This window comes from Arthrobacter sp. NtRootA1, from assembly GCF_019976975.1.
Lineage (GTDB): Bacteria > Actinomycetota > Actinomycetes > Actinomycetales > Micrococcaceae > Arthrobacter > Arthrobacter aromaticivorans.
On the sequence record NZ_AP024630.1, the window covers coordinates 3,179,647 to 3,193,329 of the forward strand.

The window sequence follows — 13,683 nt, forward strand, 5'->3', positions numbered from 1 at the left end:
GGTGCCGGTTAGTTTTCGGAGCCTGGCTCGGAGTTCGACTGGTTGGCCGTTCCACCGCCACCAGCTACCGAGCCTGCGTGGGCCGAGATCTTGTCGAAGAAGCCGTACTCCAGGGCCTCGGTGGCCGTGAACCACTTGTCGCGGTCGTTGTCCTTGAGGATGGTCTCCACAGTCTGGCCCGTCTGTTCGGCAGTGAGTTCCGCCATGACCTTCTTCATGTGCAGGATCAGCTCGGCCTGGATTTTGATATCCGAAGCAGTGCCACCGATACCACCGGAAGGCTGGTGCATGAGAATACGGGCGTTGGGGGTCGCGTAGCGCTTACCCTTGGTTCCGGAGGAGAGCAGGAACTGACCCATGGAGGCAGCCAGGCCGGTGGCAACAGTGACAACATCGTTGGGGATGAACTGCATGGTGTCGTAGATGGCCATGCCGGCCGTCACGGAGCCACCGGGCGAGTTGATGTAAAGGTAGATGTCCTTCTCGGGGTCTTCAGCCGAGAGGAGGAGCAGCTGCGAGCAGATGGCGTTGGCGTTCTCGTCACGGACTTCAGAGCCAAGCCAGATGATGCGCTCTTTCAGCAGGCGGTTGTAGATGTAGTTGTCCTGGGCTGCGGGATCGACAGTTGCCATCCGGGGAGCCTCTGATTGCTGTGACATAAGTACTTACCTCTCGCTGGTGCCAGTGACCTCACTGAACTTCACTACTTGGACACTAACCGTTTTCAGGGACGATTTGTTCGCCGGAATCGCGCTGTTCGCTGACGGCGCACGATTGGAGCGGGCCCGCAGATCCAGCGCGCTTATTGTATGCGGACTTGTCCGTTCAGGGCTTAAAACAAACCGACCCCGGATCTGCTGATCCGGGGTCGGTTGATGCGTTTTGACTAGAACTTCACGGCTGCGGGGTCATCGCTGGCGACAGCATCCGCTTCCTCGCCGGCTTCGGCGACTGCAGATTCGTCGGCAGCAACCTCGCCTGCGGGGCGGACGAAGTCGCTGAGGTCGACCTTGTTGCCTTCAGAGTCGACAACCTCGGCCTGGCCCAGCACAACGGCCAGTGCCTTGCGGCGGCGTACCTCGGAAACCATCATGGGAACCTGGCCGCTCTGATCGATGATCTGGGCGAACTGGTTGGGGTCCATGCCGTACTGGCTTGCCGTGCTGACGATGTAGTCGATCAGCTCGTTCTGGCTGACCTCAACTTCTTCCTTGTCCGCAATGGCGTCAAGGATGACCTCGTTCTGGAAGGCGCGCTCGGTGTTGGCCTTGACCTCGGCGCGGTGTTCCTCGGTGTCGTGGTCACCTTCGCCGTGGGCGTTCTCCGGGTTGAAGTGAGCTTCAATCTGCTCTTCGACAACCGAAGCCGGAACAGGGACCTCGACGAGCTCTACAAGCTTGTCCAGAACCTTGTCGCGGGCCTCAACACCCTGTCCGACAACCTTGGAATCGGCAGCCTGCTTGGCGAGGTCCTCGCGGAGCTCAGCAAGGGTGTCGAATTCCGAGGCCAGCTGGGCGAAGTCGTCGTTGGCCTCAGGAAGCTCGCGCTCCTTGACGGCCTTGACAACAACCTTCACCTGGGCCGCCTCGCCGGCGTGGTCGCCACCAACGAGGGTGGTGTCGAAGATTGCCTCTTCGTCGGCGGACAGGCCGGTTACGGCCTCGTCCAGGCCCTCAAGCATGGTGCCGGCACCAACCTGGTAGGACAAGCCTGAGGCCGAGTCGATTTCTTCGCCATCGATCGTGGCGGTGATGTCGATCGTGAGGAAGTCCTCGTTCTGTGCGGGACGCTCCACGGACTTCAGGGTGCCGAAGCGGCCACGAAGTTCATCCAGGGCCTTGTCGACGTCTTCAGAAGAGGATTCGGCCGCAGCAACCTCAACCTTGATGCCTGCGTAGTCCGGCAGCTCGATCTCGGGGCGTACGTCAATTTCCACCTGGAACTTGAGCTCGCCGTCGGTTGCGGACGGGTCCGGAACCTCGGTGATTTCAACCTCAGGACGGCTCAGGGGGCGAACACCCGTTTCCTGGACAGCGGCCTGGTACCAGCCGTTGAGGCCATCGTTGATGGCGGTTTCCAGGACATAGCCACGGCCAACGCGCTGGTCGATCAGCTTGGACGGAACCTTGCCCTTGCGGAATCCGGGGACCTGGATCTGCGAAGCAACAGTCTTGTAAGCGGCATCGATGCTCGGCTTCAGTTCCTCAAAGGGAACCTCAACGTTGAGCTTGACCCGCGTGGGGGTGAGGTTCTCGACAGCGCTCTTCACAGTCTAAGTACTCCTGAATTTGTGGGTATGGGGTTCTGCCGCATCCCTGAGGCGGATACGAAACACAGAGTCGGGGTGACAGGATTTGAACCTGCGACTTCCTGCTCCCAAAGCAGGCGCTCTAGCCAAGCTGAGCTACACCCCGAATGCACAGGACAGTCTACGGGCAAGCGGGCCCGGAATGCACATTTGACACCGCCGCCGGAATTAGGTTTAGTTGTACCCGGCTTCAACAGCCACCGGGAAGATGTCCTAAGCGAGAGATCCATACAAGGATCCAGCAGGAGATCCATCCGGGGACGTAGCTTAATGGTAAAGCCTCAGTCTTCCAAACTGATTACGCGGGTTCGATTCCCGTCGTCCCCTCCAGTAAAAAAGCCCCAATCTTCGGATTGGGGCTTTTCGTTGTTAGGACCGGCAAGCGCTCTGGGTTATAGGACAAAACGTGTGTATTGGTTGGGCCTGCTTTCCAGCGCTGGCGGGCGAATTCCGGGATAGCTAAGCTTTTGGAGCTTAGGGTGGCTGGGGTGCTTGCATATCTGGGGAATGTTTGGTCTGCGGCCAGACGCTGGTACGGAACGGGAAAACGGCAGCGGGCAAACAGCGCTACCGGTGCCTGAACTGCGGGGCGAGCCGTTCCGGTCAACGTCCGGATGTCAGCCGTCGCGCTGAGCTGGAGGCGTTTCTTGGTTGGTTGTTAGGCACTTCAGGCCAGTCGTCGCTGACCATGTTCGGCACGGCCCGGTCCTTCCGACGGCGCACGGCCTGGTGCTGGAACATCGCCCCGCGCATTCCCGTGACCGGGGAGGTCCATGACCAGATCCAGGTCGATGGGATCTTTGTCGGGTCGTGGTGCTGCCTGATCGCTGTTGCCGGTGATTACGTGCTTGGCTGGCAGTGGTGCGACACCGAGAAAAAGGCCGCGTGGGCGGCGCTGCTGCAACGGTTCCCTGCCCCTCGCGTGGTGATCACTGACGGCGGTTCGGGGATCGCCGCAGCCCTGTCGGAGTGCTGGTCAGAAACCGCGGTCCAACGGTGTCTGGTCCATGTCCAACGCAATGTCCGGACCTACCTGACCAGCCGGCCCCGAACGGATGCGGGCAAAGCATTGCTGCGGCTGGGACGGGCGTTGACCAGGATCAAAGCCCCCGCCGAAGCAGCCGCCTGGCTCGCGGGTCTCAATGACTGGCATCAGGAACACGGGCATCTGGTCAAGGCCCGCACCTACCGCACCGCTACGGCCATGGCTCCGGGATGGGTCCGGGCCAACCAAACCTGGTGGTACACCCACGACAGACTCCGCAAGGCCTACCGGCTGCTGGAACGACTCGGCCAAGCCGGGACCCTCTTTACCTATCTGCAGGCTGAATACACCGGACTGGATATCGCCTCGACGACCAACCGGATCGAAGGAGGCACCAACGCGCAACTCCGATTGATCCTGCGGGCCCACCGGGGCATGAGCGAGGACCACCAAAAACGCGCCATCGAGTGGTACCTCTACCTCCACAGCGACCAACCCCGGCCCCCGGCGAAGCTCATCGAAAACCGGCACTACAAACCCGGCAGGACCAACGCCAGCACAACCACAGAACCGGAGCCCGGCCCCGAGATCTACAGCACCGGCCTCAGCCCCGATGAAGGCCTCTGGCACCGCGCAGGCTGGGCCGGACGATCATGACACACCCGGGATTTACACACGTTTTGTCCTATAACCCAGCGCTCTTACAAATGACAAGCGCTGCTACAACTGGCAGCCAGCGCACCAATACAGTTTGCGGGCGCCGATTTCTGCCATGCCTACCAACGTCCCGCAAGCGCGGCAGGGCTGCCCTTCGCGCTTATAGACAAAGTGGGCATCGGCGTCGGGCGCTGAGGCGCCGTTACCGCTCCATAGCGCTGGCGGTGTGGTGACGATCCGACCGTCGCGCACGCCGTCGGACATGGCAAGGACGGCGTCATCCCACAACTTGCCCGCTGTCGCAGCATCAATCATGTTTCCAGGAGTCCATGGATCCACAGCCTGACGAAAGAGGACCTCGGCACGGTAAATATTTCCGACCCCTGCCAGCACAGATTGGTCCATCAACAGCAAGGCCACGGCGGTCTTGCGGCGTCGCAACCGGCGGATGAACTCGTCCCGGTCCCCCGGCCGGTTACGCAGCGGATCAGGGCCCAGCCGGCCCAGCACAGCTTCTGCTTCATGGGACGTAACAGCGGCGCAAGTAGTGGCTCCACGAAGATCGGCCCAGCCGTTGTCCGAGACCAAGCGGGCGCGGACTGCACCCACCGGGGCGGGAGGCCCGGCGTAGTCCGCCTCAGCGCTGGACTCCCCCTCAGACGAGGCAGTCTCGCGCTCACCGATCCGGCGAGGCGCGCCGATGCTGGAGGCCCCCGTGAAGGAGCTATCGCCGCCAAAGCTCCAAGCACCATAGAGACCAAGGTGAACGTGGAGGAAAAGATCGTGGTCGAACCTTAGGAAAAGCTGCTTTCCGTGCGCAACAGCTTCAACCATCACATGACCGTCCAGAAGCTCCGCACCGGCTGTGAATCGTCCCTGCGGACTGGAAACCTCCAAACGCCGGCCGCCAAACACATCCTGGAATTGGCGGGCCAGCCTGTGGACGGAGTGCCCCTCAGGCACTACTCGACGATCTCGCCGGTGGTCTCGTAAGCCGCAATCTTGCCGATACGGCGGACGTGGCGTTCATCATTGCTGAAAGGTTCCTGCAGGAAGGCCTCGATGAGCTCGGTTGCTTCTTCCACCGTGTGCTGACGGCCGCCAACGGCGACTACGTTGGCGTCGTTGTGCTCGCGCGCGAGCTTGGCGGTAGAGAGGTTCCAAGCCAGCGCGGCACGCACACCCTTGACCTTGTTGGCGGCAATTTGTTCGCCATTGCCCGAACCACCCAGAACGATGCCCAGCGCGTGAACGCCTGCTTGCTGGTCAGCCACCACTGCAACTCCTGCGTTGATGCAGAAAGACGGGTAGTCATCCAGGGCGTCATATTCCTTGGGTCCGTGGTCCACAACCTCGTAGCCCTTGGCAGTGAGGTGGATGACCAAGTGGGCGCTAAGTTCCATGCCGGCGTGGTCTGTGGCGATGTGGACGCGGGGTTTAGTCACGGGTAGTCCATTCTTTCTGGCGCGCCGGTGTGGCACCTGGCCGGGCGCGGCGATGTGGGATGCGCTACCTAGGTTACCGCGCGCCGGGTTGCTGGGCTTGCCCACCGGGATGGGCCCGCTCGGCCGCCCGGTTCAGGATTCCGGCGAGTTTGTCCGCAGTGGCGGCAGTGCCGGCACTCAGCGCAACCCTGCGTCCGTTAAGTTTCCTTACGACGACGGCAGGACCGCTGCTGACCAGCATCGCGGTCGCGTCGTCATGGTGCCTCCACCCCCAGCCACCAAAGTCTGCAGCTTTTACTTCAGCGGGAGCAGCCGCCGCGATGTCGACGGCGGGAACGGTCAGGACGGGTACAACGCCACCTGCAAAGACCTGCAGCCCGCCCCTGTCCGCCCGGACGCGGGCGAACAGGAATCCGGCGCCGACCAGCGCTGCAGCAGCCACCAAGGCCCCTAGCCACGGGACAGCAATGGCAATCAGCGCGGCTGGAAACAGTGCGGACACGATAATCATGACGAAGACTGAGCTGCGGGCATGGACCCACATGCGCAGGGTGTCCCGCGCGAGGTCCGGGTCCGTGATGTGGAGGCGTTCGGCTTCGAGGGCCTGATCATCCTCGCGCGTCCAGCGCGGATCCGGTTTGAAAGCGAACATGAGGACGACGCCGAGGGATACTGCCGCACCGCTACCCATGGCGAGGACGATCGGATCTACGTGGGAAGCGCGCGCCTCCCCCACGCCGGATTGCCCAACCAATCCGGCAGCGAGGACTGTGGTCACGAAAAGGCTCACCATGAGGCCAAGGCCCATCATGACCCTTCGCATTACCACGGGCCGCGAAAGCGGAACGGCTTGGAGGAAGGCGACCCAACCGAAGAACGTGATCAGGGCTGCGCCGCCTGTTACGTAGGCGCCGAAGGGCGCAAAAGCGGTGCCGCCGTCGGCGTTCCACATCACTGCTACCGGATCCGGAAGATCGTTTCGAAGCATCTGGGCGCAAACGACGAAACCAATGGCCAGTAGCAACGGAAAGGCGAGTGCAAACCTGAGTGCGCGTATGTCAAGAGACTCCCGGAACGTTCCCATGATCCAACGCTACTCCCTGGCAGCGACACTGTGGTGGCACCTCCTTGCCATCGGCGCTTGGAGTGAAAGAATGGCTTCACACCATCGACCGGACCCCCGGCCCGGCCGGCCACCCCAAACTTCCGGAGGCACCACTTGCCAGGCCTTAACCTGACGCGCGTCGAAGCCGCGCAGCGCGCTGAAATCCTCAATGTCGAGTCCTACAACGTCACCCTTGACCTGACCAAGGGGGCCGCAGTCTTCGGATCCACCACGGTGGTGAAATTTTCGGCAAAGGCTGGAGCGTCAACGTTTATCGACGCCGTCACCGAGACCGTTTACAGCGTTACGCTGAACGGCACCGAACTCGATCCCGCCGAAGTATCAGACGGTATCCGCATCCAGCTTCCAAACCTTGACGAAGAGAATGAGCTCACCATCGTCGCTGATGCCCGCTACATGAACACCGGCGAGGGCCTCCACCGCTTCGTGGATCCGGTAGACGGGGAGGTCTACCTCTACACCCAGTTCGAGGTTCCGGATTCCCGGCGGATGTTCGCTGTCTTCGAGCAGCCCGACCTGAAGGCCAGCTTCACGTTCCACGTCACCGCGCCCTCACACTGGGACGTCGTCTCCAACTCCCCCACCCCGGTACCGGTTGAAACCGATGCAGGCGAGGACGGCGGTGCCAGGTCAGTGTGGGAATTCGCTCCCACGCCGCGTCTGTCCTCGTATGTCACCGCCCTCATCGCAGGACCGTACCAATCCGTCCGGTCGGAGGTCGCCAGTTCGGACGGCAGGGTCATTCCGCTGGGCGTCTTTGCTCGCAAATCGTTGATGCAGTACCTCGACGCCGACAACATCTTCGAACTTACCCGCCAGGGTTTCGAATTCTTCGAGGCACAGTTCGGCTGCCCATACCCGTTTGAAAAGTACGATCAGCTGTTCGTCCCCGAGTTCAATGCCGGTGCGATGGAAAACGCCGGTGCGGTGACAATCCTGGAGGGATACATCTTCCGTGGCAAGGTTGCCGGCGCACAGATCGAACGCCGTGCAATCACCGTCCTGCACGAGCTCGCACACATGTGGTTCGGGGACCTTGTGACCATGCGCTGGTGGAACGACCTCTGGCTCAACGAATCCTTCGCCGAGTACATGTCCCACCTGGCCGCAGTGGAAAACACTGCCTTCGACCGGGCGTGGACCACTTTCGCATCAGTGGAGAAATCCTGGGCCTACCGCCAGGACCAACTACCCACCACACACCCGATCTTCGCCGAAATCAACAACCTTGAAGACGTGGAAGTCAACTTCGACGGGATCACCTATGCCAAGGGCGCCTCTGTCCTGCGGCAGTTGGTTGCCTGGGTTGGACCCGAACAGTTCATGTCAGGTGTTCGCACGTACTTCGCCAAGCACGCATGGAAAAACACCGAACTGGCAGATCTCATGGTGGAACTGGAAGCCGCAAGCGGCCGGGACCTTGACGTATGGGGCAAGCTTTGGCTGGAAACCGCCGGCGTGAACACCTTGGCTCCCGAGGTGGATGTGGAGCAAGACGGCACCATCACCTCGTTCAGCATCCTGCAGACAGCCATCGATGAACAGCCCACATTGCGCCCACACCGCTTGGCCGTGGGCTTCTACAACCTGTCCGGGGAAGGCAAGCTGGAGCGGACGCACCGCGAGGAGCTGGACGTCGAGGGCCCACGGACCGAAGTGCCCACCCTGGCTGGCCTCGCACGCCCGGACCTCATCCTGCTCAATGATGATGATCTCGCCTACGCCAAAGTACGCCTGGATGCTCATTCGCTTGCCACAGCGAAAGCGCATCTCAAGGATTTTGCCGCCAGCTTGCCCCGCACACTGGTGTGGGGCTCCGCATGGGATGCGGCACGGGACGGAGAAACTCCTGCACGCGGCTACGTCGAACTAATCCTGGCGAACATCGCAGAGGAAACAGACTCCTCGGTGATCCTCGTTCAACTGCGGCAGCTAGCCACGACGCTGACCTACTATGTGGCAGCTGAGCACAAGTTGGAGGCAACGATCGCTGCCGCCGACAAACTGTGGGACCTCGCGGCGGCGGTGGATGCTGGCTCGGATGCGCAGTTGCAGTTCGTGAAGTCTTACGCGCAGCTGGCACGGAGCACGGAGCAGCTGGACCGCATCCAGGCGCTGCTGGACGGGACCGACACCCTTGAAGGCCTTACCGTCGACCAGGACATGCGGTGGGAGCTGCTCACCGCCTTGGTGGCCGGCGGCAGGCAGGGCCAGGAGCGCATCGACCAGGAACTCGCCCACGACAACACCTCCACCGGCCAAAATGCCGCGGCACAGGCCAAGGCCGCTATTCCCACAGCGGAAGCCAAAGCTGCCGCGTGGGATTCCATCGTGGTCAAGGGCGAGCTCTCCAACGCCCTGCAAGCCTCGGCAGTGGCCGGCTTCATGCGGGTGCCGGATACCACCTTGCTGGAACCCTACGCTGAAAAGTACTTCGAAGCGGTCCCCGGGATTGTCAAAGAACGCACGCACGCTTTGGCCCAGCAGATCGTCGTGGGCCTCTATCCGGCACAGCTCACAACCCAGGCCACTGTGGACCGGACGGACGAATTCCTCGCGGACCTGCCCGAGGGAAGTGCAGCGCTGCGCCGAATGATGCTGGAAAACCGGGACGCCGTGGCACGGGCGCTCCGAGCCCGGGCAGCGGACGTGGACGTGGACGCCTAAGCCGTACGTTGGGGCCTGTGCTGGCGCTGTTTGGCAGATGGCTAAACTGTCCGCATGGGCCTCAACGAACACCACTATGCATTGACCGTCCGCTGGACTGGAAATCTGGGCGTCGGTACAGAGAGCTACAGAGGGTACTCGCGGGATCATGAGGTAGAGATTCCCGGGCTGCCCATCCTCAAGGGTTCCGCAGATCCAACGTTCCACGGCGACCGCACGCGCTACAACCCCGAGCAACTCCTGCTTGCTGCCCTGTCGCAATGCCACATGCTCTCCTTCCTGCACGTGGCGGTAAAACATGGGGTTATCGTCACCGGCTACGAGGACAACGCCGAGGGCATCATGAAGCTAAACCGTGACGGCAGCGGCCAATTCGAGAGCGTAACCCTGAAGCCGCACGTCACCATTGCGGACCCGGCTCACTCGGCAATGATGGCGCAACTTCACCACGAAGCCAATCAGGTCTGTTTCATAGCCCGCAGTGTCAACTTCCCGGTGTTGCACGAGCCAATGACGACGTCGGCAGCGGCCTGAGTCTGCTAAACCCGCCTTAGGCCTGTTGCTCCCGCAGGAGTCCTACCAGCCTGCGTTCAGTTTCACGGCTTAAGCCTGCCTTGCGCTCCCTTTCCAGGCCCAGGCTTCGCTCATAGTCCAAGGCGTCCCGGAGAGTCTCCTGCCACGGGCGCAATGTCATACCGAGCGCCTTCGCCGCTTGATTGCTTCGCGATTGGAAGCCGTCGTGGTCCGGGGGCAGCCAGAGAGGAAGTGAGTCCGGCCCTGCCCAGTAATCGACGCCTTGCTCCACCAGCCAGTCTTCGTCGGCCTGGACAGTTACGCTCAACGGTATCTTCGCGTCCGTGCCGGGCTGCCTCTCCTGGCCCAGCGCCGCGCGGCTGGATTCGGAAATGTACTCACTGAACGGAACTACGTCTCCCAACGCGTTGTACGTGCCGGTCAGGCCCATCTCCGCCCCTTGAATGATCCATCCGGCGAGGTCACGGACGTCGATGATCTGGGTGGCATCATCTGGAATGTTCGGCACTAGAACCGGCCCAGTATTGGCTGCGAAACGTGCAGGCCAATAACCGTAACGGTCAGAGCCGTCCCCTGGCCCTCCAATGAGACCTGCCCGCACAATGTGGGCTTTCTGCCCCACCAGCGTGAGGGTCAAGCTCTCGATCGCAGATTTTGATTCACCATAGGTTTCCGGAGTGCCGGCTTGTCCTTCAGGCAAAGGTTCAAGGAGCGCCGCGTTCTCGTCAGCACCCGGAACGGAATGATCCGCATACACCGAGCAACTGGACACGAAGGTCCAATGGCGTGCGCTCGGTACCAACGCTTCAAGGGCATCCCGCGCTTGAACAGGATCCCTGGAAACGTCGACAACCTCGTCCCAGCTACTGTTCACGTCCTCATATGCTGCACTGCCCAAGGCGCGGTCGCCACGGACCCATTCCACGCCGTCGGGCGGGTTCGCCTGGCTGCCACGGGCCAGACACGTGACGTCGTGCCCCAAGGCAAGCGCCTGCTTGGCGATTTCAGCTGACAGGAAGGCAGTACCGCCAAGGACCAGGATGCGCATACCGTCACGCTACGGCGATAGGGTTGGAAGTGGACAGAGTGTTCCGCGCCCGGCGAACACGGGCCGACGACAAGGAGTTATTCCACCTTGACCTCCATCCCCTTGGCGGAAACCATCACCATTGAACCGGAGAAAATAGACTTCGTTTCGATCCTCATCACTTTAGGCGTAGGCCTGCTTGTCTGGATCGTGGCGCGGTTCATCATCCTGCGCATCACACGGCGGGTATCCGCGGGCAGCTCCTTCTTCAAGAAGCCACACTTCAAATGGGTGCAACCGGCAATCCGTGCGCTGGATCACGAACGCCGGTCACAGCGCGCCGAAACCATCGGCACTCTGCTGACAAGCCTCGTGAGCGTCGTGGTTGTGGTGATCGTGATTATTTACGTCCTCAAGTTCATGAACGTGGACGTCGCGCCCCTGCTGACAAGCGTGGGAATACTGGGTGTCGCTATCGGTTTCGGTGCGCAGCAGCTGATCCGTGACTTCCTCGCCGGTATCTTCATCACCATCGAAGACCAGTACGGAATAGGCGATGTGATCGTTACCAGCGAAGTGATTGGTACCGTTGAATCAGTGGGCCTGCGCATTACGCGGGTCCGCGCTGAGGACGGAGCCATCTGGTATCTGCGAAACGGCGAAATCCTGCGCGTAGGCAACCGCTCGCAGGGAGACTACGTTCCGTTGGAGTCGCCGGAACCCGACGACAATGATGCTGCCAAGAAGGCTGAGGAGAAGGCCAGTGAGTGACACGAACCCCCAGGCTGGTCCACGACGCCAGCTGATGCAGAATGATCCCTTCAGCCAACCTGCCTACACCGACAGCTTTTATGCAGCCGTGGGCGGTCACGATACTTTCGTGAAGCTGATTGACGTCTTCTACGACGGCGTTGCGCAGGATCCGCTACTGCGGCCCATGTACCCCGAAGAAGACTTGGAACCGGCCAAACGGCGCTTCCTCATGTTCCTGGAACAATATTGGGGTGGTCCCACTACTTACAGTGAGGAGCGCGGCCATCCACGCCTGCGGATGCGCCACATGCCATTCCGAGTCACGCCCGAAGCGAAGGATCGCTGGCTCTTCCACATGCGGACAGCAGTGGACTCGTTAGGGTTGTCGCCGCTTCACGAGGGAACCCTTTGGGACTACATGGAACGCGCTGCCCTGACCATGGTGAACAGCCCCTCGGCCGTCTGAATGCTGTCGTCTGGGCGTCGTCGTTTGGGTCTAGAAGCCCAGGCCTAAGCCTGCGCCCGTGCGAACCAGTACATGGCCACGAGGACCACTTAGGCGGAACCACCGTCCATTGCGGAACAGCTGCTGCTCGCCCGCGCCCAGGAATCCCAAGGCGAAGGCAGCGAAGGCTGCACCGGCAGGCAGGTCACTGAGTCCGGGGAGCTCTCGTCCCCACACGGCGGCCCGGGCCGTATTCACAACGGCAGCGCCGGCGGCAGTGGGCACCACGCCAGCCACCTCTGCAATGCCGGCTTCCGCTGCTGACTTCAGGTCGGCGTCGAGCACCGTCCCCAGGACTGCCCAACCGCTCCTGGGCGCGCCGACGCCAGCCCACGACTCCGAAACCGTCGACGGCGGAATGGGCAACTCGACGTCGTCGGCACCCGAGCGGGCAAGACGGTCCATGACAGAGGCGAGCGTCACCGTGACATCGGCCTGCGCGGGTTCTGCAAGCGCCATGGTCCGCAACCCAAGGATAGTGGGAGTTGATTCGCCCAGGATGCGTGGCCTGAGCACACACACGTAGGCGGCCAATACCTGGCCTGCAGCCTGCAGGCGGATGGCGCCGTCATCGATGCTCTTGGCACGCGTGACAAAGGTCCGCAGGTCAACGAGGTCGCGGGGATCAGCAAAGCGGAAGGACTGGGTCAAGAGGTCTGTCACAGCATCGACTCTACCGGCATGTCCGCGGTTGAGAGGGGTCCGGGGGCCGTCTAGAGTCGAACCATGACTGACACGAACGCTGGCCTTAAGTTTGAGGCACCCTCAGAAGATCCGACGGAAGTCCTGATTGGCCTGTTGGACCTGGGTGACTTCGACGGAGCCCGGACCAATGAGGATATCTTCCTTGGACCTTCCCAAAAACAGCCCCGGCATCGTGTCTTCGGCGGCCAGGTTCTAGCCCAATCCATGATGGCTGGCATGCGAACCGTGGAACCAGACCGGGTGGCGCACTCCATGCACGGCTATTTCCTGCGGCCCGGCGACGCCAATAAGCCCATCACCTTCGGTGTGGAACGGTTGCGTGACGGTCGGTCCTTCTCGGCGCGGCGCGTTCATGCTTATCAGGACGGTGTCCCGATCCTCTCAATGATCGCCTCGTTCCAGGTTGAAGATGAAGGCCTTGATCATCAAGCGACAATGCCTGAAGGCATTCCGGACCCAGAATCCTTGCCCAGCACGGCTGAGTTGCTGGCTCAATTCGACCACCCGTTGGCACGGCATATGTCCTCGGAGCGGCCGTTCGACGTCCGTCACATCGACCCCGCACTTTACGTGTCACCGCCAAGCGAGCGCGTGGCCACCAATGCCGTCTGGATGAAGACGATGGGACCCTTGCCCGACGACCCCAAGCTGCACCTGGCCGCGTTGGCGTACGCAAGCGACTACACCTTGTTGGAGCCCATCCTCCGCAAACACGGCCTCGCCTGGATGACGCCGGGCATGAGCGTCGCAAGCCTCGATCACGCCATGTGGTGGCACCGGCCGGTCCGGGTGGACGAGTGGATGCTGTACGTCCAGGAGTCCCCCAGCGCGCAAGGGGCACGTGGTTTGGCTACCGGGCGGATATTCAACCGCGAAGGCCTGCACGTTGCGACCGTGGCACAGGAGGGGATGGTCAGAATTCCCTAGCAATGAGGCCGGTCCCTGTTGGGACCGGCCTCATTTTGTGCCTG

General features: G+C 61.7%; 13 protein-coding genes and 2 tRNA genes. 7 read left to right on the forward strand and 8 right to left on the reverse strand.

Annotated features, from left to right (window positions below):
* Positions 1-8 precede the first annotated feature (8 nt).
* The 3 genes from LDN90_RS14285 to LDN90_RS14295 all read right to left on the reverse strand — a co-directional run bounded on the left by LDN90_RS14285 (position 9) and on the right by LDN90_RS14295 (position 2,414).
* A complete protein-coding gene (locus tag LDN90_RS14285; protein ID WP_275964122.1) occupies positions 9-632 on the reverse strand; it encodes an ATP-dependent Clp protease proteolytic subunit in 624 nt (207 codons plus the stop codon).
* A gap of 254 nt (positions 633-886) precedes the next feature.
* Positions 887-2,269 (reverse strand): trigger factor, encoded by a 1,383-nt coding sequence (gene tig, locus LDN90_RS14290; RefSeq protein WP_223946250.1) that lies wholly within the window; start codon positions 2,267-2,269, stop codon positions 887-889.
* Between the two features lie 70 nt (positions 2,270-2,339).
* Positions 2,340-2,414 (reverse strand) — tRNA-Pro (locus LDN90_RS14295).
* A gap of 150 nt (positions 2,415-2,564) precedes the next feature.
* On the opposite strand from LDN90_RS14295, the gene LDN90_RS14300 reads away from it, so the two are divergent.
* Together LDN90_RS14300 and LDN90_RS14305 are read left to right on the forward strand one after the other, a co-directional pair.
* Positions 2,565-2,638: transfer RNA gene (locus tag LDN90_RS14300), tRNA-Gly, on the forward strand.
* Positions 2,639-2,819: 181 nt separating this feature from the next.
* Positions 2,820-3,950, forward strand: a complete 1,131-nt coding sequence (locus LDN90_RS14305; protein ID WP_223945982.1) for an IS1249 family transposase — start codon at positions 2,820-2,822, stop codon at positions 3,948-3,950.
* Positions 3,951-4,013: 63 nt separating this feature from the next.
* Here the strand turns inward: LDN90_RS14305 and LDN90_RS14310 are convergent, their stop codons facing one another.
* From LDN90_RS14310 to LDN90_RS14320, 3 genes are all read right to left on the reverse strand, one after another.
* Positions 4,014-4,913 (reverse strand): DNA-formamidopyrimidine glycosylase family protein, encoded by a 900-nt coding sequence (locus LDN90_RS14310; protein ID WP_223946251.1) that lies wholly within the window; start codon positions 4,911-4,913, stop codon positions 4,014-4,016.
* Positions 4,913-5,353 (reverse strand): ribose-5-phosphate isomerase, encoded by a 441-nt coding sequence (locus LDN90_RS14315; protein ID WP_263426296.1) that lies wholly within the window; start codon positions 5,351-5,353, stop codon positions 4,913-4,915. Before LDN90_RS14315 ends, LDN90_RS14310 begins: the two co-directional genes overlap by 1 nt.
* 115 nt (positions 5,354-5,468) lie before the next feature.
* A complete protein-coding gene (locus LDN90_RS14320; protein WP_223946253.1) occupies positions 5,469-6,479 on the reverse strand; it encodes a hypothetical protein in 1,011 nt (336 codons plus the stop codon).
* 135 nt (positions 6,480-6,614) lie between these two features.
* Between LDN90_RS14320 and pepN the strand changes: the two genes are divergently transcribed.
* The gene (pepN, locus tag LDN90_RS14325) at positions 6,615-9,188 is read left to right on the forward strand and encodes an aminopeptidase N (RefSeq protein ID WP_223946254.1); all 2,574 of its coding nucleotides are present in this window, start codon (positions 6,615-6,617) and stop codon (positions 9,186-9,188) included.
* Positions 9,189-9,242: 54 nt separating this feature from the next.
* Positions 9,243-9,722 (forward strand): OsmC family protein, encoded by a 480-nt coding sequence (locus LDN90_RS14330; protein WP_223946255.1) that lies wholly within the window; start codon positions 9,243-9,245, stop codon positions 9,720-9,722.
* A gap of 16 nt (positions 9,723-9,738) precedes the next feature.
* Here LDN90_RS14330 and LDN90_RS14335 read toward each other — a convergent pair whose 3' ends face one another.
* A complete protein-coding gene (locus LDN90_RS14335) occupies positions 9,739-10,770 on the reverse strand; it encodes an NAD-dependent epimerase/dehydratase family protein (RefSeq protein ID WP_223946256.1) in 1,032 nt (343 codons plus the stop codon).
* Between the two features lie 87 nt (positions 10,771-10,857).
* Here LDN90_RS14335 and LDN90_RS14340 point away from each other — a divergent pair, with 87 nt between their 5' ends.
* Positions 10,858-11,520, forward strand: coding sequence for a mechanosensitive ion channel domain-containing protein (locus LDN90_RS14340; protein WP_216925467.1), 663 nt, complete (start codon positions 10,858-10,860; stop codon positions 11,518-11,520).
* A 34-nt stretch (positions 11,521-11,554) separates the two neighbouring features.
* The gene (locus LDN90_RS14345) at positions 11,555-11,968 is read left to right on the forward strand and encodes a globin (protein WP_223949302.1); all 414 of its coding nucleotides are present in this window, start codon (positions 11,555-11,557) and stop codon (positions 11,966-11,968) included.
* Positions 11,969-11,998: 30 nt separating this feature from the next.
* Here LDN90_RS14345 and LDN90_RS14350 read toward each other — a convergent pair whose 3' ends face one another.
* A complete protein-coding gene (locus tag LDN90_RS14350) occupies positions 11,999-12,670 on the reverse strand; it encodes a hypothetical protein (protein ID WP_216925466.1) in 672 nt (223 codons plus the stop codon).
* Positions 12,671-12,733: 63 nt separating this feature from the next.
* Between LDN90_RS14350 and LDN90_RS14355 the strand changes: the two genes are divergently transcribed.
* Positions 12,734-13,639, forward strand: a complete 906-nt coding sequence (locus LDN90_RS14355) for an acyl-CoA thioesterase II (protein WP_216925465.1) — start codon at positions 12,734-12,736, stop codon at positions 13,637-13,639.
* The last annotated feature ends 44 nt before the right edge of the window (positions 13,640-13,683 follow it).

Coding starts and splice junctions, on each gene's coding strand:
- LDN90_RS14315 (WP_263426296.1), bottom strand. CDS start 5,353: ATGGAACTTAGCGCCCACTTGGTCATCCACCTCACTGCCAAGGGCTAC.
- LDN90_RS14330 (WP_223946255.1), top strand. CDS start 9,243: ATGGGCCTCAACGAACACCACTATGCATTGACCGTCCGCTGGACTGGA.
- LDN90_RS14345 (WP_223949302.1), top strand. CDS start 11,555: ATGCAGAATGATCCCTTCAGCCAACCTGCCTACACCGACAGCTTTTAT.
- LDN90_RS14285 (WP_275964122.1), bottom strand. CDS start 632: ATGGCAACTGTCGATCCCGCAGCCCAGGACAACTACATCTACAACCGC.
- LDN90_RS14355 (WP_216925465.1), top strand. CDS start 12,734: ATGACTGACACGAACGCTGGCCTTAAGTTTGAGGCACCCTCAGAAGAT.
- LDN90_RS14335 (WP_223946256.1), bottom strand. CDS start 10,770: ATGCGCATCCTGGTCCTTGGCGGTACTGCCTTCCTGTCAGCTGAAATC.
- LDN90_RS14320 (WP_223946253.1), bottom strand. CDS start 6,479: ATGGGAACGTTCCGGGAGTCTCTTGACATACGCGCACTCAGGTTTGCA.